The sequence below is a fragment of the Paenibacillus lentus genome (assembly GCF_042714055.1).
Taxonomy (GTDB): domain Bacteria; phylum Bacillota; class Bacilli; order Paenibacillales; family Paenibacillaceae; genus Fontibacillus; species Fontibacillus lentus_A.
In genome coordinates this window covers 295439-316264 of sequence record NZ_JBHGVC010000005.1, presented here as the reverse complement: position 1 = coordinate 316264, position 20826 = coordinate 295439, and the positions used below count along the sequence as shown (strand labels likewise).

Annotated in this window: 15 protein-coding genes; 3 read left to right on the top strand and 12 right to left on the bottom strand. The window is 53.0% G+C overall.

Annotation, left to right across the window (positions count from 1 at the left end; genetic code table 11):
* Positions 1-217: 217 nt before the first annotated feature.
* From ACE3MQ_RS14005 to ACE3MQ_RS13985, 5 genes are all read right to left on the bottom strand, one after another.
* On the bottom strand, positions 218-511 hold the full coding sequence (locus tag ACE3MQ_RS14005) for a PTS sugar transporter subunit IIB (RefSeq protein ID WP_379393593.1): 294 nt from the start codon (positions 509-511) through the stop codon (positions 218-220).
* Complete coding sequence (locus ACE3MQ_RS14000; RefSeq protein WP_379393592.1) at positions 508-2604, bottom strand: BglG family transcription antiterminator; 2097 nt, start codon at positions 2602-2604, stop codon at positions 508-510. Before ACE3MQ_RS14000 ends, ACE3MQ_RS14005 begins: the two co-directional genes overlap by 4 nt.
* A 160-nt stretch (positions 2605-2764) precedes the next feature.
* On the bottom strand, positions 2765-3877 hold the full coding sequence (locus ACE3MQ_RS13995; protein ID WP_379393590.1) for a hypothetical protein: 1113 nt from the start codon (positions 3875-3877) through the stop codon (positions 2765-2767).
* Between the two features lie 157 nt (positions 3878-4034).
* Positions 4035-4346 carry a thioredoxin family protein gene (locus tag ACE3MQ_RS13990; protein WP_379393588.1) on the bottom strand — a complete coding sequence of 104 codons (312 nt, stop codon included), beginning with the start codon at positions 4344-4346 and terminating at the stop codon, positions 4035-4037.
* Positions 4347-4503: 157 nt separating this feature from the next.
* Positions 4504-5364: a helix-turn-helix domain-containing protein gene (locus ACE3MQ_RS13985; protein ID WP_379393586.1), complete on the bottom strand. Its 861-nt coding sequence runs from the start codon at positions 5362-5364 to the stop codon at positions 4504-4506.
* A gap of 142 nt (positions 5365-5506) precedes the next feature.
* Between ACE3MQ_RS13985 and ACE3MQ_RS13980 the strand changes: the two genes are divergently transcribed.
* The 3 genes from ACE3MQ_RS13980 to ACE3MQ_RS13970 all read left to right on the top strand — a co-directional run bounded on the left by ACE3MQ_RS13980 (position 5507) and on the right by ACE3MQ_RS13970 (position 8565).
* Entirely contained in the window at positions 5507-6565 is a 1059-nt protein-coding gene (locus tag ACE3MQ_RS13980) for a Gfo/Idh/MocA family protein (RefSeq protein WP_379393584.1), read from the top strand.
* Positions 6566-6765: 200 nt separating this feature from the next.
* Positions 6766-7644, top strand: coding sequence for a sugar phosphate isomerase/epimerase family protein (locus ACE3MQ_RS13975; protein WP_379393582.1), 879 nt, complete (start codon positions 6766-6768; stop codon positions 7642-7644).
* Positions 7645-7704: 60 nt separating this feature from the next.
* Positions 7705-8565 carry a sugar phosphate isomerase/epimerase family protein gene (locus tag ACE3MQ_RS13970; RefSeq protein WP_379393580.1) on the top strand — a complete coding sequence of 287 codons (861 nt, stop codon included), beginning with the start codon at positions 7705-7707 and terminating at the stop codon, positions 8563-8565.
* Between the two features lie 233 nt (positions 8566-8798).
* Here the strand turns inward: ACE3MQ_RS13970 and ACE3MQ_RS13965 are convergent, their stop codons facing one another.
* From ACE3MQ_RS13965 to ACE3MQ_RS13935, 7 genes are all read right to left on the bottom strand, one after another.
* The gene (locus ACE3MQ_RS13965; protein ID WP_379393578.1) at positions 8799-9176 is read right to left on the bottom strand and encodes a DMT family transporter; all 378 of its coding nucleotides are present in this window, start codon (positions 9174-9176) and stop codon (positions 8799-8801) included.
* A 1-nt stretch (position 9177) separates the two neighbouring features.
* Positions 9178-9747: a TetR/AcrR family transcriptional regulator gene (locus ACE3MQ_RS13960; protein ID WP_379393576.1), complete on the bottom strand. Its 570-nt coding sequence runs from the start codon at positions 9745-9747 to the stop codon at positions 9178-9180.
* Positions 9748-9988: 241 nt separating this feature from the next.
* Positions 9989-12730 (bottom strand): alpha-mannosidase, encoded by a 2742-nt coding sequence (locus ACE3MQ_RS13955; protein ID WP_379393574.1) that lies wholly within the window; start codon positions 12728-12730, stop codon positions 9989-9991.
* A 49-nt stretch (positions 12731-12779) separates the two neighbouring features.
* Positions 12780-13766 carry a glycoside hydrolase family 130 protein gene (locus tag ACE3MQ_RS13950; RefSeq protein ID WP_379393572.1) on the bottom strand — a complete coding sequence of 329 codons (987 nt, stop codon included), beginning with the start codon at positions 13764-13766 and terminating at the stop codon, positions 12780-12782.
* Positions 13767-13894: 128 nt separating this feature from the next.
* A complete protein-coding gene (locus tag ACE3MQ_RS13945) occupies positions 13895-15214 on the bottom strand; it encodes a glycoside hydrolase family 125 protein (RefSeq protein WP_379393570.1) in 1320 nt (439 codons plus the stop codon).
* Between the two features lie 52 nt (positions 15215-15266).
* On the bottom strand, positions 15267-18494 hold the full coding sequence (locus tag ACE3MQ_RS13940; protein WP_379393568.1) for an alpha-mannosidase: 3228 nt from the start codon (positions 18492-18494) through the stop codon (positions 15267-15269).
* 2 nt (positions 18495-18496) lie between these two features.
* The gene (locus tag ACE3MQ_RS13935; protein ID WP_379394068.1) at positions 18497-20797 is read right to left on the bottom strand and encodes a glycoside hydrolase family 3 N-terminal domain-containing protein; all 2301 of its coding nucleotides are present in this window, start codon (positions 20795-20797) and stop codon (positions 18497-18499) included.
* Positions 20798-20826: the final 29 nt, after the last annotated feature.

The following is a 20826-nucleotide window of genomic DNA, read 5'->3' as shown; positions in this document are numbered from 1 at the left end:
TCAAAAAAACATCTTTTGATCACGAAGTACTCCCAGGAGCGAATTCGACATCGAATCTTGAATTCAATCGAACCTTCCGGTGCTCACGTAGGCTTCTCCTACGCTACACTCCTCAGTTTCACCTTCATCCGACCTAAAGCGTTTTGACAAAACGCTACATCGAAAGCATAAGCTTTGGTGCTGAAAATCTGATTTTTTGACCTATAAATTATAATGCCTACATGGCCAGCCATTGTTGGAACGTATCGTTCTCCAGCAGCCTAGCCTTTAAGTACTGGCGATCCGTAATATCGTCCAGCCCGATTGTCTCGACGTCCTTGGCGAGCTGCAGCGATTCCATAACATAATTGGAGCCTATAATCAGATCGGCATCAAAAGCATCAACCGACGAAATGTCCGTATGCTCAACCCACGCTTTGAGCCCCCATTCCTTCAATAGCGCCTCCACGTTCAGCCGAATCATCAGACTGGTGCCGAGGCCGCTGTTGCAAGCTACAATGATTTTCTTCATAAGCCCTCCTTCTCCCGCAGCCTTTGCCACATCGCCCGCGCATCCTGCGAATGCCGCAAATCCGTCATGAACGCTTCATCGTTCAGCGCATCAAGCAGCGTTCCCAAGGCGGCGACATGCCGCTCCTTATCCACAGCCGCCAAAGTGATCATGAGCCAGACCGGCTGTGCAGAGGGCCCAAACGCAAGCTCCTCGCGAAAAGTCATCACGCTAAATCCCGTGCGCTTCACGCACTCCGGCATATACACATGGGGAAAAGCCACGCCGGAACGAATGATGAACGGATGCTTGTTGGAACGAATAATCTCGATCAGCTTGTCCCCGTATTTGGCGTCCGATACGCCGCGATCCATGAGCAGCCGATTGCCCTCGCGAACCGCTTCCTCCCACGGCATAGCCGCTAATCCAAGCTGGATCGACTCTGGCGATAACAGCGCAGTCAATGCGTAATTCTCTTCCTCCTGCTCGTCCAACCGGCCTCCGCCCTGAAACAGGTGCAGCAGCTCCTCCAGCAATCGATTGCGGTTATGGATATGCGCGTTCCGCTCCACCACCTGAAAAATATCATTCACCGCCTGCACCGCCGCTGCAGCCGCTGCCGACTCGCCCGAAGGCGCCACGCCGAGGAAGCTGGTAATCTGCTTCTGATCCTCTTGATTCAGCAGCGGCGATACTTTGATCCATGGCACCTGCAAGGCATGGCTGATTTCCATCGTGCTGATAACCGCATCCGCTTCCTCCAGCGTAATGCCCGCAGATTCCTTGTATGAGTAGGTGCCTGAAATATCCACCTGCGGAAAAATCACCGCCACCCGCCGCTTCAGCATCGCTGAAGTGCCGAGCCCCGAGCCGCATACGATCGCCACGCGCTTCCGAACAGGGGCCTTCGGTGGAATGAGCCCGCTGCCGATATGGAACATAATGTAGCCGACCTCATCCCGGTCGAAGACGACCGACCAAGGCTCCATCACTTCGTTCACCACCCGCTCCAGCAAATTGAGCAGCGATCCGTACTGCGCCTCCAATTGTTCCATGAGCGGGTTTTTGGACTGCAGCCCGAACTTTGCCCGGTAAATGGCCGGCTTCAAGTGGATGACTAAGCCCTGCACGATCTGATCGATCATTTGCAGTGGACGGCCGAGCTCCTGCTCGGTTCGCAATATAATTTGCTTGGCCAAATCGGCAATGATCAGCTCCTCGGCAGGCAGACTCTGCTTCTGCGCGCCTAGAATATGCTGCGTAATGTACCCAATCTCTGAAGCGGGCAGCTTCACCCCGAAGTGCTGCTCAATCTGCGGCGCGACCTCGTTGTTCACCAGCTCATATACTTCGTGGCCTTGCAGCTCGGACAGCGAGTCCTGATCCATCTCGATCGAATGCGTGCCCTTCAGCCGCTCCATCGCCATCAGCATATGGAGGATCAGCGTAGAGTACCCGGCATCCGTGAACTGCACGCCCATCTTCTCCTCCAGCCGCTGGATCGTATCGAACAGCATGATCGCATCGTCCGTCTCAAACCATTCTTTCCACGGCGCCATCGGCAAATACGACTCTCCCCGCTGATCGAGAATATATCGAAGCAGCTTGTCATCCGTAATTTCGGATCGAAGCAAATTCAAATAAGCTCTGCGCTTTCGTTTCTCCGCGCCTTCGATATGGAGCAGGCCTCGATCCCGAACCAAGGTGAGCTCCCAATCTTGGAGCCACAGCTTAATTTCGTTCAAATCCTGCAGCAGCGTATTCTTGCTGATCCCCAGCTCCTCCATGACTGCCTTCACCGCTAGCTTCGTCTCCTGCAGCAGTTGCCTCAACAGTAGGCTGATTCGCTGCTCGGCATCCATGTAATCTGGCCTCTTCCCCATTTGAACGGTAAGGCTCTCCGATTGGCCGGTATCCAGCCGCAGACGAACGCCGGCAGAACGGTCACGATCCAGACGGACGCCCCGCTTCCGGAGCCAATCCTCCAGCTGCAGCAAATCGCCCCGCACCGTACGCAGGGATATCCCATAATCCTCGGCCAGCTGCTGCAAGGGTATATAGACATCGCTTTCCATCAATTGCTTGACCATGCGCTGTTGTCTGCTTGATATCATAATGTCACCCGATTGTTCATAGTTTTGTATGCGCTATCATAATAAGATTATTACATATTTAAAAAGCAAGATATAGAGCATTCATGGAAAAAAGACGCACGCCCCTGCAGAGCGCCCGTCTCCGTTCCAAGATTTGTCCCAATTCTGCGGATTTCGCGTCTTATTTCGCCACCCTCGCTTCGATTTCCTCGGCCAATCGCTGCTCCTGCTTGGATACGGCTTCCTCGTCCCTCACACTGCGGTAAATGGCGCTTAATTGATCCTGATTTTGCTTCACTTCCGCCAAATAGGAAATGGCGATTTGCATGGAGGTAGTGTAACGGGATTTTACATCGGCAATTTCCTCCGCATGCTTCTCATCCGTTTCCGGCGCAATGGCCAGCTCATAGACATCCAGGATGCTGTCCCCTTCACGCAGCGGGAAGTGCTCATGCGGCGACGTACTATCAAAAATCGCTACGCCCAGCGAGCGAAAAACCAGCATATCAAGGCTGTTCGGATCAAAGCCGCAGTGGTACACCTCGGTATCTATGCCGCGCTCGGCCGCGGTGGCCGCAATCTTTTTGAATAAAGTAGATTTCCCTGAGCCGGGACGGCCCTTCACGAATATTCGTGTCGGTACATCCTCGGTCAGATTGAGAATGAAATCAACCGCCCCTCTCCAGGTGGCAGCTCCAAGGAAGCGGCGAGTTATCGTGCCAGGTTCTTTGCTTGCTTCCGTTTCCTTTCCCGAATCTGCCGCCGCTACGAGATACTGATCGGCCCAATCTACGGCAAGCTGGTTCATGACTGCACGATCCAGGCTGTCGATGTAAATTTTCTCCCAATCGTCATGAATGCGCAGGGTACGTTGAAAGGTCTCATACGCTTTCGTATAGCCTTCGGCAATATTTTGTTCCAGCGCGGCAATATGCTCCTGATGCTCTGCTAATTGTACACCGTCCGGATCACTTCGGAAATCGACGTGATAAATCTCCGTTCCCTCCGCGCTCCAATCCTCCGGCCAAGCCCGGCGATCAATCAGGCCAATCCGCGCGTCCTCGATAATGATCCCTTCCAGCAAATCGCTTTGCAGCGGCTGGTGGATATGATGCAGGCTCCAGCCCTTGCGGCTCCAGCCGTTAGCCAGGCGGGCTAGAATGGTGCCGATCTCCTGAGGATCTCCCTTCAGCACGTATATCGTATCCAATCTATTATAGATAGATTCCACCAGGCTTACCAAGCCTTCAGCCGTGTTGCCCCGCGCAAAATAGTGACGTTCCATTTCTGCCATACTGTTCTGCTCCTTCCCTATCCTTCGAGAATATGATGATGCTACACCCTATGCGGAAGACTTCCGCCGTGTGTTTAGCCTATGCCCGAAAGGGATAGATCATCCATCCATTGATCAAAATAATCCATCCTTGGTGCAGTTTGCCGACGCCTGCTTGTTATATTTTGAGCCACTGATGCAGATCTACTACCGAACGCAGCGCATACTCCTTGGCCACCGGTTTTCCATGCTCCAGCAGGACAAGACAAGGCACGCTGGATATTTGCCAATCATTCCGCAGCCGGGGCGCAAAGTTAATATTCAGCTTCGACACGGGCATGGTAGACCCGGATTGCAGGGCAATATCCAGCATCGTCTCCCCCAGCTTGCATGTCCCGCATAAAGGCGTATATAGATATAAAGCCTCTCTGCCGATCCTGGCAATAGAAGCGTCCACGAACTCATTTTCTACAGCTTCACGGATCGTCATGTTGACCGTCCACTCCCATCTTTACTAACTCCATCTAATTAACAACGTTAATACTATAGCATATTTCAAATTTACTCCATTAAAGGTTAGCATGACGGGGGCGATACTTCATGAGGAACAAAGTATATAGCCTACAGCCTGCTAACCCGCGTTCCAGCTACTGGCCGCCCCTATTGCGGTAGCTTCTTGGAGAGACGCCTGTAATTCTTTTGAATACCCGGGAAAAATAAAACGTATCTTTATATCCCAGGGCCTCGCCGATTTCTTTTACGGTCAGCTCCGTATTCAGCAAAATATTCCTCGCCTCCGCGACTTTAAGCCGGTGAAGGAATTCGTTCAGAGGGTAGCCTGTGTAATCATGTACTATACGACGGAGCGTTGATACGGATATATGATGCCGCGCTGCCATTTGCGCGGGCTCCTGAGGCGTATGCAGAGATTGCGATAGATCCTCGATCACCTTCAGCACGAATCTCTCCCGATTGTTCGCCTCGCGACGATCCGATTGCGACACCACATCATAAAGAAAGGATTCCAGCATCAACGCAGCTCGATCCAGATTGGTCGGCACCCCGCTGTCAATCAGAAGGAACATCATCTCCATCCGGTGGATGAACGAGTCGTCGAAAGCAGCTTTCTTCACCAGGCCTGGATGGGGCAGCCAGTCCGTCAGCCATTCGGCCACCCGGCTGCCTTTTACGGTAAAATAGTATTCGTCCCAATAGCCACCCGTATGGGGGCCATAATTAAATACGGCATCGGGAAAAAGACAAAACCAGCTGCCCGCCTCAACCTGCTGCATTTCTCCACCGTTCACCTGGTAATACCCGCTCCCGCCCGTAATCACCACAAAGGCCCAATTATTGAAGTTGGCCTGTCTCCGCTGCATGGTTCTACCCGGCAAATGCCCGGCATTTACCAGGTTCAGGGATTTGACCTTCTGGCGGCTGGAATCCACCATCGGGTTGAAGATACGGATCGGATGAGAACTGATCATATAGTCCATGTATTTTGTCATCCTATACATTCTCCCTTTAAAACAACTATGTTAAATTAGTTGTGCTTAAACAATTATGAATAAATATAACATATCTGTGTTGAAACGTCCTGCTCAATCGCACAAATTCTACACAGATAAACGAAAGGATGTAAGCGTACGCATGAGTGAACTGAAAATTGGCCTTATCGGTACTGGATCGATCTCCGAATCCCATCTGCAAGCTTATCAAGCCAATCCGAAAGTACAACTGGTCGCTGTCTGTGATTTGAACGAGAATAGAGTACGCGACACCGCCGCAAAATACAATATTCCGCATGTATACACCGATTATCGCGAGCTTCTTGCCAACCCGGAGGTACAAGCGGTCAGCATCTGCACATGGAACAACTCCCATGCCGAAATCAGCATCGCAGCACTTCGGGCAGGTAAAAATGTGCTTTGCGAAAAACCGCTCTGCAAAACCGTGGATGAAGCCCTGCAAGTCGAACAGGCGGTACGCGATACCGGCAAGCTGCTCCAGGTCGGCTATGTGCGGCGCCATGCTTCCAATATTGCCGTATTGAAGAAATTCATTGATGCCGGAGACCTTGGCAGCATTTATTATGCCAAAGCGAGCCTGATCCGCCGCCTCGGCAACCCGGGCGGATGGTTCGCGGATCGCGAGCGTTCCGGGGGAGGCCCGCTGATCGACATCGGCGTTCACGCCATTGACCTGTGCTGGTATTTGATGGGCAAACCGAAGGTTAAATCCGTTAGCGGCAACACATATAACAAGCTAGGCAACCGCTCGAACATTCAAAATTACGAGTTCTACCAAGCCGCCGATTACGATGCATCGTTGAATACCGTCGAGGATATGGCTAATGCCCTTATTCGTTTTGAAAATGGCGCCTCCCTGATGGTCGATGTCAGCTTCTCGCTGCATGCCAAGGACAACTCGGCCCAGATCAATATCTACGGCGACAAAGGCGGCGCCGAAGTCGAACCCTTATTGTCCATCGTCACGGAGCGCCATGACACGATTATTAACATCGATCCGCAAATCAGCACGCCAGGCTTTGATTTTCAGGGAGCCTTCAATCGCGAGATCGATCATTTCGTCGATAGCTGCCTCGGATTAATCGACACGAACAGTCCGGTTGAAGACGGCGTGGAAATGATCAAAATTTTGAACGCGATTTATCAGTCCGCCGCAGAAGGCCGCGAAATCCATTTCTAGGTGCTACGAGTACGAAATATTCTTATGATCGCTGTTGTCCCCAAATTTCTTAATTAAGTCTTTCTAATCGTTGAAATTCGGGGACAAAGGCGACCGTTTCACTTCTTCAGAATCATTTCGTGCTCTCCGCTGTTGTCGTGCCATCCGTTCGACTTATATATAGTCAAACTTTTATTAGTATTAAAGGAGGCGAAGGAAAGATGAAACTAAACAACAAAATTGGTGTAATTGTAGACAGCTTTGGAGTTGGCGTAACGGAAGGATTGAAAAAAGCAAAGGAAGTCGGTGCGGAAGGGGTACAAATCTATGCCGTATCCGGCGAAATGGATCCTGCGGTGCTTACACCGGCCAAACGCAAGGAGCTGTACAGCTACATTGACGGGCTTGGGCTCGAAATATCGGCCCTTTGCGGTGATCTGGCCGGACATGGGTTCCAGGATGCAGAAGCCAATCCCGAGAAAATCGAAAAGTCTAAGCGTATTCTCGACCTGGCCGTCGAGCTCGGCAGCAACGTCGTAACAACGCATATCGGCATCGTCCCGGACGATAAGAATGGACGCATCTACAATGCGATGCAGGAGGCCTGTGAAGAGCTTGGCGTATACGCGAAGAGCATGAATGCTTATTTTGCCATTGAGACCGGGCCGGAGCCAGCCGCACATTTAAAGAGCTTCCTGGACACGCTGAGCACGAACGGAGTCTCCGTTAACTTTGACCCGGCCAACATGGTGATGGTGACGGGCGATGACCCTGTGGAAGGGGTTAAACTGCTGAAAGACTATCTTGTCCATACCCATGTCAAAGACGGACGGAGACTGCGACCGGTTGATCCGAGGGATGTATACGGCTTTTTGGGATACGGCGCTATGGATCACGAGAAAATCGCCGAGATGGCTTCCTCCGGGGCCGCCTTTGAAGAGCTTCCGCTTGGCGAAGGCGCGGTCGACTTCCCGGCTTATTTTGCGGCATTACAAGAAATTGGCTATAAAGGCTATTTGACGATTGAGCGGGAGGTCGGCACCAACCCGGCTGAAGATATCCGCAAGGCCGTGGAATTCATCCGCTCTTACCGAGGCTAAATCATTGAAGATACTTGCTTATACTTTCACACCTAAACATACCGAAAAGGAGTCATCCTTATGAAATTGGGAATCAGTTCTTACAGCTTGTATCAAGCTATGCACGCGGGCAGCATGACCATTGGGGAGGTTATCGAATGGGTGGCGGAAATCGGCGCCAGCCATATCGAGATTGTGCCGAACCTCGGCTTTGACTTTGAGGCGAATCCTGAGCTGGAGGATCAAATCAGGGAGAAGGCCGCAGCCGTTGGTCTGGATATTTCCAACTATGCCATCGGCGGCAACTTTATCACGGAGACGGAGGAGCAGTACGAAGCGGAAATCGCCCGGCTCATTCGCGAGGTAGACCGCGTTCATCGCCTGGGTGCCAAATTGATGCGCCATGACGTTGCTTCCCGCCCGGATACTTCCATTGCCCGCTTCAATGAAGATTTGGACAAAATTGCCGCGGCCTGCCAGCGCATCGCCGATCATGCCAAGCAGTATGACATTACGACGAGCGTGGAGAATCATGGCTACTACGTACAAGCCAGCGATCGGGTACAAGCGCTTATTCATGCGGTAGACCGCCCGAACTTCAAGACGACGCTCGACGTCGGCAACTTCGTATGCGTAGATGAAAATCCGGTCGCTGCTGTAAAAAACAATCTTCCGTATGCTTCCATGATTCATATCAAGGATTTTTACATCCGCCCTTCGTACCGCAATCCGGGGGAAGGCTGGTTTAAAAGCACAGGCGGCGACTACCTGCGCGGCGCCATCGCCGGACATGGCGATCTTGACTTATATGAAATTCTGCGTTTGATCAAGGCGTCCGGATACGACGGCTACATGTCCATCGAGTACGAGGGCATGGAGGAATGCCGAGCAGCCACGAAAATCGCCTTCGACAACGTAAACCGGATCTGGAACGAAGTCTGACGACAAGCAGCTCCAATCCGTATCTCCATCACTCATTAAAATATTAAGCCCCTCTTAGCCAGCAGCGAGCGAAGACATCTGTACATTGCCTAGCGATCACAGATGTGCCTCCACTGCTAGCAGAGGGGCTTTTTTTACCACCTAAATCATTGCTTAACTAACCGACACAGTATAACGGTAACCACCTTTGGCTATCCCTTATTGATAAACAGCCTTGTTCCCGCGGTTCCCTGTTATTTACCTTGATAGCTACTCTCCGCGTCCATCCTCCCGGAGGCTGCAACGGAATCCTTCGTAGCCTCGGCCAGATTAAGACCAATAACACCCGCGATAATGAGCATGAGGCAAATGGCCTTAAACCAGGTCATCTGTTCCTTGAACAGGAACATGCCGACGATGACGATTAGAACTGTGCCTAGCCCTGACCAAATCGCATAGGTCGTACCAACGTTCAGGCTTTTAAGCGACATACTTAGAGAAGAAAAACTGATTACGTAAAAGACAGCCATGCCAATGGAAGGCCACAGCCGGGTAAAGCCCTCCGACATTTTCATTGAAGTTGTGCCAATAACCTCAAATACGATAGCAATCGCAAGCCAAACATATGCCATGCTAGCAACCCCCTTTTCCCTCAGTTATGCCATTTAGCAAAATATCGACAATCCCGTTTAACGCTTCCTGGAAGGAAAGACCGTCATACCGCGATGCCAATACATGCTCAGTAAGCTGATATATCGAACCTATATACATTTGCACAAAAAGCTCGAAGTTAAATGGCCTGATCTTCCCGCTTTGAATCCCTTCCTCCGTGAGCAGCCTGATTCCATCCCAGCCCTCACGCATGTACTTATCCGCATATTCCCATGCCTCAGGATAGCCGATTCGAAGCTCATTCAACATACGCAGATCCTTAAAGGCCATACTACCAGGCAAAATGACGAGCGACTGCCGCAATTTATCCGTCAAGCTTAAGGTCTCATCCTCCCGGATCCGCCTCTCCGTCGCCCGCATTTCCTCAATGGACTGCTGAATGACTGCACTTATCAAGGCATCCTTGGACGAAAAATACTGATACAATGTCTTCGTGCTCATACCGAGCCGTGCAGTGACATCGCGAATCGAAAATTTCAGCCCCCTGTAGCGAATCTCCGTCGTCGCCGCTTGAATAATAGCCTCTCTCAATGACCTTGCACCTTCCTTTTTATACCGCTTTTTAATAATGAAGCAGCGTGCATACATATCTCTAGCATTCCGTTCATTAGTAGACTTACGACTGAAAAACAAGGAAAACATTTGGTTTCGCTTATTTTCCACACATTTTACTAGCTGCATATTCGAAAGTCAACTTTCCGTACCGAAGCAAAAAGACTGCCTCCAAGCCTATTGGCATTGGAGACAGTCTTTGGAACGAAACTAGCGCAACTTATCGGCGAAGACCCAAGGTCACAATTTCGCTCGGCTGTACCAGCAGGGATAATCCGCCTGCGGCATTGCCGGAAATCGGCTCCTGCGGCTGTTCCAGAATCGTCGTTTTATAGAAATACTTCTGATTCATATCTGAAGTCAACGTGAGCTCTGCCGTCTGATTGCTCATATTGTACCAGCGCAGCAGCAGATCTCCCGTCTCCTCATTCATTTTCAATGAAGAGAAGGCCAGCTCTGGGCTCTCCCATTGAAACGGCGTATAAGCCGGTGCAATGACTCCCTCATGCACCTCAGTCTGGCATACCGTCCACGGAATCTGGAACTGGTAGGCTTCCGCATAAGCACCAGACGTCATGCCGTCTCCGGAATGCGGGATCAGCATCATGTGCGCCGTATGCTCCCCAAGGCACTGCGCTTCCGGCGTCGGGAACAAGCCCCAGTCGCCAAGCTCGCCCACGCTGCGCAGCAATGTGATCGCAATCGTGTTGCGCCCGTCGCGCAGCACTTCGTATTCATTCAAGCCGAGGTTAGCTACGGTCAAGCCTGCCCCGCCAGCCTCGTCACTAACATCCACGAACGCCTGCTGATGCTGCGTGTTGCTAGGGTTGACCCATTCCGGCGCCGGCTCGTTGTCCCGTACCGGGATTTCAAACATCGAATCGACATGATGCGCGGAAGCCGACAGATCCGTCGGGAACAAAGCCCGTACCCGATGATCTTTGGCCTTGTTATCGATGGTCGTCTCGATATGAACCCCTCTGCCGCCCCGCTCCAGGGACAAGATCGTCCGCAGCTTCAAGCTTACGGTCTCCCGGCTGCGCTGAGCTTTACGCTCTGGATAGTACACGAGTGCACGCTGCTCCTCATCGAGCTTGGCATCCGCCGAAGCCGGAATCTCCCAATCATGCAAAATCTCTAAGGATGCGCGGTAGGGGGTATCCTCCAGTATAGAAATGCTAGCCTGTAGCCCTTTTGTCGTCAGCGCTGCTTCCCCCTCCGGCTGCTTGTACATATACTCGTTCCCGATATCTCCCGTGTTCTCGTACACGCCAAGATCGCGGTAGACGCGGCCGGTCGCCTTGTCTGTCAGTGAGAACGATCCATCATCAGCCACCTCGACTTGGAGCATTTCGTTCTCCATCATCCGCTGGCCATTCAGAAGCGATTTGCCGGCGCGAGGCGCGGCAGCCTCGGAACGACGTACCCATGCATACGCACGGAGTCCAAGCGCAGGCACCTGCTCCGCCAGGAACGTCAGCTTCACCCGGCGGCACATGTACGGCTGACGGAACTTGTCGTCCGGCAGATCATAGCCGAACAGCAGGCCGAGATCCTCTACCGTCACATCGAGCGTATTTCCTTGATCGTCTACAAGCACGCGGCCGGAGAGGTCGACCTCTTTCATGCGCCGAGCCGTCTCCTCGAGCGTAAAGCCTTCCCGTAAATACAGGCGGGCTGCATCCAGCTCGACACTAATCGTGCCGGAACGCTTCCAGCCCGTTGTATTCATCGCTACAAGCGGCAGCGCATCCTCGCCAAAGGAAGCGAAGACAGATGTATCCACCGCAGACGCGATAACCTGCTTGCTATCGTCGATGATCGACTCCGCGACATGGCGGCTCTTATCAAAGCGCGTCACCATCTCCCGGTGAACCTCGTCTACGCTGCAGCCGCAAATGCTGTCATGCGGATGATTCTGCATGAGCGTCTTCCAGGCGTAGGTAAACAAATGATGCGGATAGTCCTGGCCGAGCACCTGAGCAAACGATGCCAGCGGTTCCGCGACCTTTTCCAGCAGCGCCTGTCCCTCCTGGTTCATCTGCTTCAAATAGACACGAGCCGACGCGGTATTGACGAGCGTGCCCCATCCGTCCGTACGCTGGCTGCGCAGCTCGCCCTTAACGGTCGACAGACTGTCGTTGTCTATCGCCTGCTCCACCGCCTGTAGATAATCCGGGAAGTTCGAATGAACGAACTCCGTATCCGTGTACAGCTTCCGCGCCGTTTCGATCGCCTCCGGCAAATCCAGCTGCACTGGCTGGTGGTCGCAGCCGTTCATGAACAGCAGCTGGCTCGTCGAAGCGTATTTCTCCGCATCCGCCAGCTTGCGATCCCAGAACGCTCTTGCTTCCGCTTCATCTGCCGGTACTTCATTCCCGTTCGAGTACCAGTTCGCAAATAGAATGCCGAGCACCTTGGAGCCGTCCGGCCCCTCCCAGATCAGCTCCGAGAAGGAAGACTCATAACCCGCATCCGATACCGTATTGTTGAACCCGGTCGGCTTCACGCCGCGTCCGAAGAATACGTTCGTAATCCCGGACTGCTGCATAAGCTGCGGAGTCTGTCCCACCAGCCCGAACGTATCCGGGAAGTAGCCGATTTTGGCGACCTCTCCGTAACGTTTGGCATCCTGATGTCCGATTTGCATGTTCCGCACATTGGCTTCCCCGCTCGTCAGAAAGGCATCCTGCAAAATATACCAAGGGCCAATCAGCAGACGGCCGTCGGCAATATGCCGCTGCAGCCGCTCCTGATTTTCCGGGCGAACCTGAAGGTAATCCTCCAGGATAATCGTCTGTCCATCGAGATAAAAGCTGCGGAATTCGCTATCTCCGTCCAGCTTGTCCAGCAAAGCATCGATAAGCTGCACCAGCCTTACATGATGCTTCTCATAAGGCAAATACCATTCCCGATCCCAGTGGGTATGGGAAATGATGTGCGCTGTTTTTATTTTTTTCATGTCTCGATTACCCGCCTTCTTTAACTATTTATATCACACTGACTACAACTTATAGTGGGTACTCATCCATATAGCTCAGCAGCTCATCCACCGTCGTGAAGGCCAGTCCTGTCACCGTGTCAGCACAGCCGTAATAGATCGCAATGCGGCCGGTATCTGCATCCGTCAAAGCAGCGCAAGGGAAGGTTACATTCGGCACGTCGCCTACGCACTCGTACATCGTTTCAGGGCCGAGGATATAGTTGCGCGACCTAGCGATCACCTTCCATGGCTCATCCAGGTCAAGCAAAGCACAACCCATGCGGTAAACAAATCCATTGCAAGTATTGATAACCCCGTGGTAGATCAACAGCCAGCCCTTGTCGGTTTCGATTGGAACCGGGCCAGGCCCGATTTTTTTGGACTGCCAGGCGGATTCATCGCCGTTAACGGTTCCCATCACATAGCGGTGTTTTCCCCAGAAAGTGAGATCCGGGCTTACGCTGTAAAAGATATCCCCAAAAGGCGTGTGCCCCGTATCGCTCGGACGGCTGACCATAGCATAATAATCACCGATTTTACGCGGGAACAGCACCCCGTTGCGGTTATATGGCAAAAAGGCGTTTTCCAGCTGGTGGAACGTTTTGAAGTCGGTCGTATAGCCGATTCCGATCGTTGGGCCATGATAACCGTTGCACCAGGTAATATAATAGCGTTCTCCAATCTTAATCACCCGAGGGTCGTAACGGTATTCCCGTTTGGTGATTTCAGGGTCGCCCTCAAAAACAATCGGCTCGTGATTGATCGTCCAGTTCACGCCATCATCGCTAAACCCGGCGAAAATATCCATGCTCACGGATCTGGAATCGCAGCGGAACACACCAGCAAACTTGCCCTCGAATGGAACAACGGCGGAATTAAATACACTGTTGGAATTAGGTATCGCATTCCGTTCGATAATCGGGTTTGCAGAATAACGCCAGACCGGCGCGTTCAAACCAGCAGGCTTATCCTGCCAAGGGATATTTTTTAAGGACTCTCCAATAATTTTACTCATTGTTTATGTCTCCTTTGCATCATAATTGCACTGCACTTGGGTTATCATTCATTGAAATTGGGGTTCAATCCATAACCGAAGAACCTGCTAATCATCGAAAATCTTACAAAATCACAAGATGGCTGGGCTTACAATATACCTTCCTTCATCGCACGGTACACGAGCTGGGAGAACAAGCTGTTCGACCAAGCGAACCAGCTCCGCGTAAAGACCGTAGGATCGTCCGCGTGGAAGCCTTCATGCATAAAGCCTGTATCGGCGTCTGTCGATTCCAGCAGCGCAATCATTTCCAGCTTCTCTTCCTTCGTCTGAGCGGTAATGCCTTGCATGGACAGAGCCATATGCCAGATGTAATCCTTCGGCGTATGCGGGCTGCCGATTCCTCGCGCCGCCTTGCCTTCGAAGTAGAATGGATTCTCTTTGCTGAGCGCGAAACGACGTGTATTTTGATAAATTTCATCGTCTGCCGTTACATAGCCGAGATACGGAATCGACATCAATCCCGGTGTTCCCGCATCATCCATCAGACAGTAGTTGCCGTAGCCGTCGGTTTCGTAAGCATAAATCGGCCCAAATTCCGGATGGCGGTAAATGCCGTACAGCTTGATTCCGTAGTCCACTTCAAATTCCAGCTCCTTCAGCTCCGCCAGGAAGTCCATATCCCGGAACACCCATTCCGCAAACTCCTGCATCTGACGCAAAGCCACGACCGCAAACATATTGCCCGGAATGTTGTAGTGGAAATCGCACGCATCGTCGCTCGAACGGAAGCCTGACCAGATCATGCCGGTATAGTTGACTGGCATCCCCAGGCCGTTGTTGCGAAGGGAATCCTCCGGTATCCCGTTATTCCGGGTAAAACGATAGGACGATTGCTCGAAATGACGCTGCTCTATCTTGAATACATCGACGATTTTACGCATAGCCGCTTTAAATCCCGCATCAAAAATATCGGTAAGCTCCGTCTCTTTCCAATACATATAAGCGAGACGAATCACGAAGCATAATGAATCGATTTCGAACTTCCGCTCCCATACCCATGGCGACATTTCCGTCTCGTCCGTCGTGTTCCAGTGCCAGTCATTGGCTGTCTCATTAAACGCATTGGCATACGGGTCGATATGGATATATTGAATATGGCGCTTGATCAGCCCGCCGATAATACGCTGCAAATCCGCATCATTCTTAGCTAGAGGAACGTAATGAATGACCTGCTCCACGGAGTCGCGCAGCCATAGCGCCGGGATATCGCCGGTAATGACGAAGGTTGTGCCGTCATCCATCAGCTTGGTGGTTGTCTCCAGCGTGTTTGGAAAAGTATTTTTAAACAGCTTCAGCAGCTTAGGACGGTGCGCCAGCTTCTCCTCGGCCTCCTGCAGTACCTCCTGCACAGCCCTTGGCAGCTCCAGCTTCGGCATTGGAATCTTCGGTAATCTGAATTGTTCCATGTCGTTTCTCTCCTTATATATCAGTAATAATAGGCTTCATGAGTGCGAATATTTAATGCTTGATCTTCAACGTCTTAATCTCATACGGCGCAAAAGACAGAGCAATAACCCCGTTGTCATGGCTTAGCCGTTCCGCTTCCTCTTCCAGTGCATTAGACAGCCAAGCGTCCTGCACAGGCTGTGCCCAGCGAAGCTCCACGTCCTCCCGGCCCCCGGAGGATTCATAGAAACGCAGGATCGTCCCGCTTCCATCCTCTGCCGGCTTGACGGTATCGATAATCACGTGCTCTCCCGTGAAGGCGATGAAAGAATGCTCCGCAGGAAGCTGGCCTTGTCTCCGCTCAGCGGCGGCAATGACGGAAGCATGGTTCAGCTCGGACGCTTGCCTTACCGTATGCGCAGACTGCCAGTCCCCTTGGTGAGGGTAGAGCGAGTATATAAACTCATGCTCGCCAAGATCTGCCGTTATATCGGGCCATTTCGGCGCGCGCAGCAAGGATAGCCGGATAGTGCTGCCCTGAACATCATATCCGTATTTGCTATCATTGAGCAGGCTTACGCCATACCCCCGCTCGGACACATCGACAAAGCGATGGCCGCACACCTCATATTGTGCCTGCTCCCAGCTCGTATTGCGGTGAGTCGTACGTTCTAAGGCCCCGAAAGGAATTTCATAGGTCGCCTTGTCCGTCACAACATCGATCGGGAAACCGACCTTGAGGAGCTTGTGCGCCTCATTCCAGTCGACATGTGTCTTGAAGTCGATGCGCGGACTATCGTGATAGAAAATCACATCCTGCGTAATGATCGACTGGCTGATGCTCCAACGGAAGCGAAGCACGTCCTTGGTCGCCCCCGTCCGCAAAATGCGCTTCTCCAGCAGCCCAGCCTCTCCCGCCGGCTGCTGTTCGTAACGGTCATCGATATCCCATGCGTCCCATAGTGTCGGACGATCATGGAAGAAATGAAACCTATTGGCGGCTTCTCCTTGCTTCACAATCTCGCGACTCGCCCGCTTGTCGAGCAGGCTGACGATTTCGCCTCTTGGATTGAAGCGGACAAGGTAATACTCCGTCTCCCAGATGTCGCCAAGTTCCTGCTTGGCTTCGGCTTTGTCAGCAGGCAAAATAGAGTTCTCGCTGCTGTGCAATCCAAGATCAGCTGACGCGTCAGCCGTTGCGCCATCCTTCTTGAGCCAAATTGTCGTATAACCGAAGGCCGGAATATTTTTTACCAGTACCGATGCTGTCCGCTTGCCCTGTTCATCGGTGTAAACGTCAAGCGTGAGGCGCTGTCCTTCCGCATCATAAGCGGCAACACCAGCAGGGGAATCATTCTTTTCCGCATTACTCTCCCCGATTTCAATCGCGACGACTTCACTGCGGCTCCACCCCAGGCTGTTAAAAATAATATAGGGCTTACCCGTGTCGTCTTGGCTAATACCTTGGGCTGCATCATTCCCTGTATCTGCGCCTGGTATCGTCGTAATCATTTCCGCCAGTGCGTTAACGCCATGCTTCAGCGCAAACTGGCCGTGGTCGAATACTTCGGCATACTCCTTCATGGAAGTAACGTAGCTCTCGGTGATCGCCGAGCCAGGAATAATGTCATGGAACTGGTTCAGCAAAATAAGCTTCCAGCCGTCATGGAGGCGCTGATCGACCTCTTGCTGCAGCTCCGGCTTCATATCCTGCCCCGCCAATGCGTTCCACAGCTCAGCCTCGCGATACAATATTTCCGCCTTGCGATTGTTCAGCTTGTTGCGGCCATGGGTCGTATACGTTCCGCGGTGCAGCTCCAGGTACAGGTCGCCGTGCCATTCCGGCAGCTTCGGCTCCGCCTCCGTGATTCCGGCAAAGAACTCCTTCGCCGTGCTGTACCGGCTGGCAGGCTGCCCGACCATCAGCTCTGCACGGTCAATATACTCCAGCATTTCGCGAGTGACGCCGCCTCCGCCGTCCCCATGGCCATAGAGCAGCATCTGCTCGTTATGCTTGGCCTTCTCCCGGTAGGACTGCCAGTGATCATGGACATCCTTCGGCAGCGTATTTTCGTTCACGCCATGGTTCAAATAGGACAGCATCGCCGTTCCGTCTATGCCGACCCAGTGAAACAGATCATACGGGAACACATTCGTATCGTTCCAGCCGAGCTTCGTGGTCATGAAGTAGCGAATACCGCCGTGCTGCAAAATTTGCGGCAGCGAAGCGCAATACCCAAATGTATCCGGCAGCCATTCGATATTTGAAGTCATGCCGAATTCCTCTTGGTAAAACCGCTGACCGTACAGCATTTGCCGCATCAGCGATTCGCCGCTCGGAATGTTCAAATCCGGTTCGACCCACATACCGCCAACGAGCTCCCAGCGCCCTTCCCGGATTCTTTCTTTGACGCGTTCATACAGCTCCGGGTCGTTATCCTTCAAATAAGCGAACAATTGCGGCTGGCTTTGCGCATAACGATACTGCGGATACTCATCCATCAGGGCATCAACCGTTGAGAAGGTGCGGCTCGCCTTGCGAACCGTCTCTCGTACCGGCCACAGCCAGGCGATATCGATATGCGATTGCCCTACCATATGCAGCGTGCCTTCCGCATTTCCGCCAATTTCCTGAATTCTTTCCTTCAGGTCTTTCTCTATATGTTCAACGGCTTCACCGTTATAGACTTCCGCCTCGCTCAAGGATACAAACTGATCCATCGCATGATACAGCGCCTCGATCAGCCGAGTACGGCGGAAATCCTGTTCCGGCAGGAGAATCGCAGAGTCACGGACGATCGTAACCGTGTACATCAGGCTTTGCACGGCACGATTCACCAGCGCCAGACCGCTGCGGATCGCCGTAATCGGCGGCTGAATGACCGCCTGCTGATTCAGTGGATCCACCGGCTCGGGAATCGGATCGAAGAGCTCAATTTCAAGCTCCAGCTCTCGGCTATCCCGCCCAGGTCTTAACGTAACGAACGTATGGTTGCGATCCAGCCCCTGATAAGAGGCTCCATTGATTCGAAGAAGTCCTTCTCCGCCCGACTCAAAGATGAGACCGATGTGCCCGTTAAGCCAAGCCGCAGGAATTTCAAGCTTTTGTCTGAAAAAATAGGTCGTCCCCTGCGTACTCGGGAACCGCTGCAAATTCCGTCCTTCGGTATACGTTCCGAAATGCTCATACTGACCAGGCAAATGATACGTCGCATAAGAAATATCCCAATTCGTCAGCTCACGGTACTCGAGCCACTGACATTCCGACAACTCACGAATGAATCTCCTGATCCGTTCCATCGCTATTCCTCCTCCCGTACCCTGAGCTCAACGCTCTGTCCGTCGTTCACGTGCTTGCCGACATAGATTTTGAATTGCCCCGGCTCCACGACCGGTTTATGATCGAGCCCGATGTACTCCAACTGCTCCCGGCCGACCTTAAAGCTTACTTCCCGGCTTTCCCCCGGCGCGAGCCGGATCTTCTCAAAGCCCTTCAACTCCTTGGCCGGTCTTGTTACTTTGCTCGCTACATCGGAAATATACATCTGCACGACCTCTGCTCCTGCAAGCTGACCGGCATTCGTCACGGTTAGGCTGACGACAGCCTCTTCATCCGCCGAAATGACCTCCGGCTCTACGCGCAGGCCAGAATAAGCAAACTCGGTGTAGCTCAGACCATAACCGAACGGATAGCGCGGCTGGGAGTCCTCTTCCAAATAGCGCTTGCCCCGCGAGCGCTTGCCGTTATAGTAGACCGGAAGCTGACCGACATGCTTCGGAATCGATATCGTCAGACGCCCTGAAGGGTTCACATCGCCGAACAACACGTCCGCGACCGCGTGGCCGCCCTCCTGTCCCGGATACCAAGCCTCTACGACCGCATGAGCATGATCCTCGATCCATGGCTCGGCAATCGGCCGGCCGTTAATGTAGACGACCACAACCGGCTTGCCCAGCTTGTGAATCTCTTGAACAAGCTCCAGCTGTACGCCCGACAATTGCAGAGAGATGCGGTCGATCCCTTCGCCGCAGTCCATGTCGCTCCAGGAATTTTCCGTCACCTTGGATGCTCCCGTCCGCAGATCGATCGTGCCCTCGCCGAAATCGCGGGCACTGGAGCCTCCAACGACCATAACGACCGTATCGGCCTGCTCCGCGCAGGATAATGCATATTCGAAGCCTTCCCTTGAATCACCCTTAATGCGGCATCCTGGCGCATACAGCACCCGTTCCGGCTGGTCGGCAAGCTTGCTGCGAATGCCGTCCAGCACGGTGACCACCTTATCCTTCGGCTGAGGGGACGTATAATCCCCAAGCTGGTTGTACCCCACGTCCGCATTCGGCCCGATCACCGCGACCTTGCCTGCCGTTTTCGACAGCGGCAGAATGCCGCCCTCGTTCTTCAGCAGCACGATGCCTTCACCGGCGATTTGGCGAGCCAGCTCTTTATGCTCATCGCTGCCGATCACTTCCGCCGCCCGCTCCGGGTCAGCATACGGACGCTCGAACAAGCCCAGCTTGAATTTCAGCGTCAGCACCCGGCGCACGGCCGTATCGACCACTTCCACATCCAACTTTCCTTGGCGTACCGCTTCAACCAGGTACTTGCCGAACATTTCGCCGGACATTTCCATATCAATGCCTGCGGTAATGGCCTGGATCGCGGCATCCATCCCGTCTTCAGCCACATCATGCCCCGCCGCAAGCATATCGATTGCGCCGCAATCGGTAATGACCATGCCATCGAAGCCCCACTCCAAACGGAGCACCTGCTCCAGCAGCTCCCGGTTCGTCGTGCAAGGAACCCCGTCAATTTCGTTGTAAGCCGGCATAATCGACAACGCGCCTGCTTCGACCGCCTTCTTGAACGGAAGCATGTCCACTTCCAGCAGCTCTCGCATGCCCATGTGTACAGGCCCGGCATTTCTGCCGCCTTCGGAGCTGCCATACCCGACAAAGTGCTTGAGGGTAGCTGCAACGGCGTCTTCCCGATCTAACGAATCTCCTTGCAGCCCTTCCACCGAAGCGACCGCCATTTCGCTAATGAGGTGCGGGTCTTCCCCGAAGCATTCCTCTGTGCGGCCCCAGCGCGGATCGCGAACGACATCCAGCACGGGAGAATAAGTGACTGCTCCGCCTTGGCTTCTTGTCTCCAATGCGACAGCCCGGCACATCTCGCGATACAGCTCTACATTCCAAGTGCTGCCGAGGGACAGCGGCACGGGGAACACCGTTGCGCCGATCGCCATATGACCGTGCGAGCATTCCTCCCCGATCAGAATCGGGATGCCGAGCCGGGAATTCTCGATGGCGTAGCGCTGAATTTCATTCACGGCCTCGGCCCCTTCCCGGGGTGACAGACCCGTCTCCAGCGTAACCCCTGTCCAAGGGTCGGCTCGAAGCGTACCGTAGAGAGAGCCAATGCCTCCGTTTTTCACCTGTTCCTTGAAGGATTCAGCAAGACTGATTTTTCCATCTATATTCTCATAGGCCTGCCAGCCGAAATTTTGAATCAGCTGTCCCGCCTTCTCTTCCAAAGTCATAAGCCCGAGCAGATGCTCTACCCGTTCTTCCGTTGGTTTGTTGATATCTTTATAGATCATAGTCATCGTCTCCACTCTCTCCTCTATCG

Coding starts and splice junctions, on each gene's coding strand:
- ACE3MQ_RS14005 (WP_379393593.1), bottom strand. CDS start 511: ATGAAGAAAATCATTGTAGCTTGCAACAGCGGCCTCGGCACCAGTCTG.
- ACE3MQ_RS14000 (WP_379393592.1), bottom strand. CDS start 2,604: ATGATATCAAGCAGACAACAGCGCATGGTCAAGCAATTGATGGAAAGC.
- ACE3MQ_RS13995 (WP_379393590.1), bottom strand. CDS start 3,877: ATGGCAGAAATGGAACGTCACTATTTTGCGCGGGGCAACACGGCTGAA.
- ACE3MQ_RS13990 (WP_379393588.1), bottom strand. CDS start 4,346: ATGACGATCCGTGAAGCTGTAGAAAATGAGTTCGTGGACGCTTCTATT.
- ACE3MQ_RS13985 (WP_379393586.1), bottom strand. CDS start 5,364: ATGACAAAATACATGGACTATATGATCAGTTCTCATCCGATCCGTATC.
- ACE3MQ_RS13980 (WP_379393584.1), top strand. CDS start 5,507: ATGAGTGAACTGAAAATTGGCCTTATCGGTACTGGATCGATCTCCGAA.
- ACE3MQ_RS13975 (WP_379393582.1), top strand. CDS start 6,766: ATGAAACTAAACAACAAAATTGGTGTAATTGTAGACAGCTTTGGAGTT.
- ACE3MQ_RS13970 (WP_379393580.1), top strand. CDS start 7,705: ATGAAATTGGGAATCAGTTCTTACAGCTTGTATCAAGCTATGCACGCG.
- ACE3MQ_RS13965 (WP_379393578.1), bottom strand. CDS start 9,176: ATGGCATATGTTTGGCTTGCGATTGCTATCGTATTTGAGGTTATTGGC.
- ACE3MQ_RS13955 (WP_379393574.1), bottom strand. CDS start 12,730: ATGAAAAAAATAAAAACAGCGCACATCATTTCCCATACCCACTGGGAT.
- ACE3MQ_RS13950 (WP_379393572.1), bottom strand. CDS start 13,766: ATGAGTAAAATTATTGGAGAGTCCTTAAAAAATATCCCTTGGCAGGAT.
- ACE3MQ_RS13945 (WP_379393570.1), bottom strand. CDS start 15,214: ATGGAACAATTCAGATTACCGAAGATTCCAATGCCGAAGCTGGAGCTG.
- ACE3MQ_RS13940 (WP_379393568.1), bottom strand. CDS start 18,494: ATGGAACGGATCAGGAGATTCATTCGTGAGTTGTCGGAATGTCAGTGG.
- ACE3MQ_RS13935 (WP_379394068.1), bottom strand. CDS start 20,797: ATGATCTATAAAGATATCAACAAACCAACGGAAGAACGGGTAGAGCAT.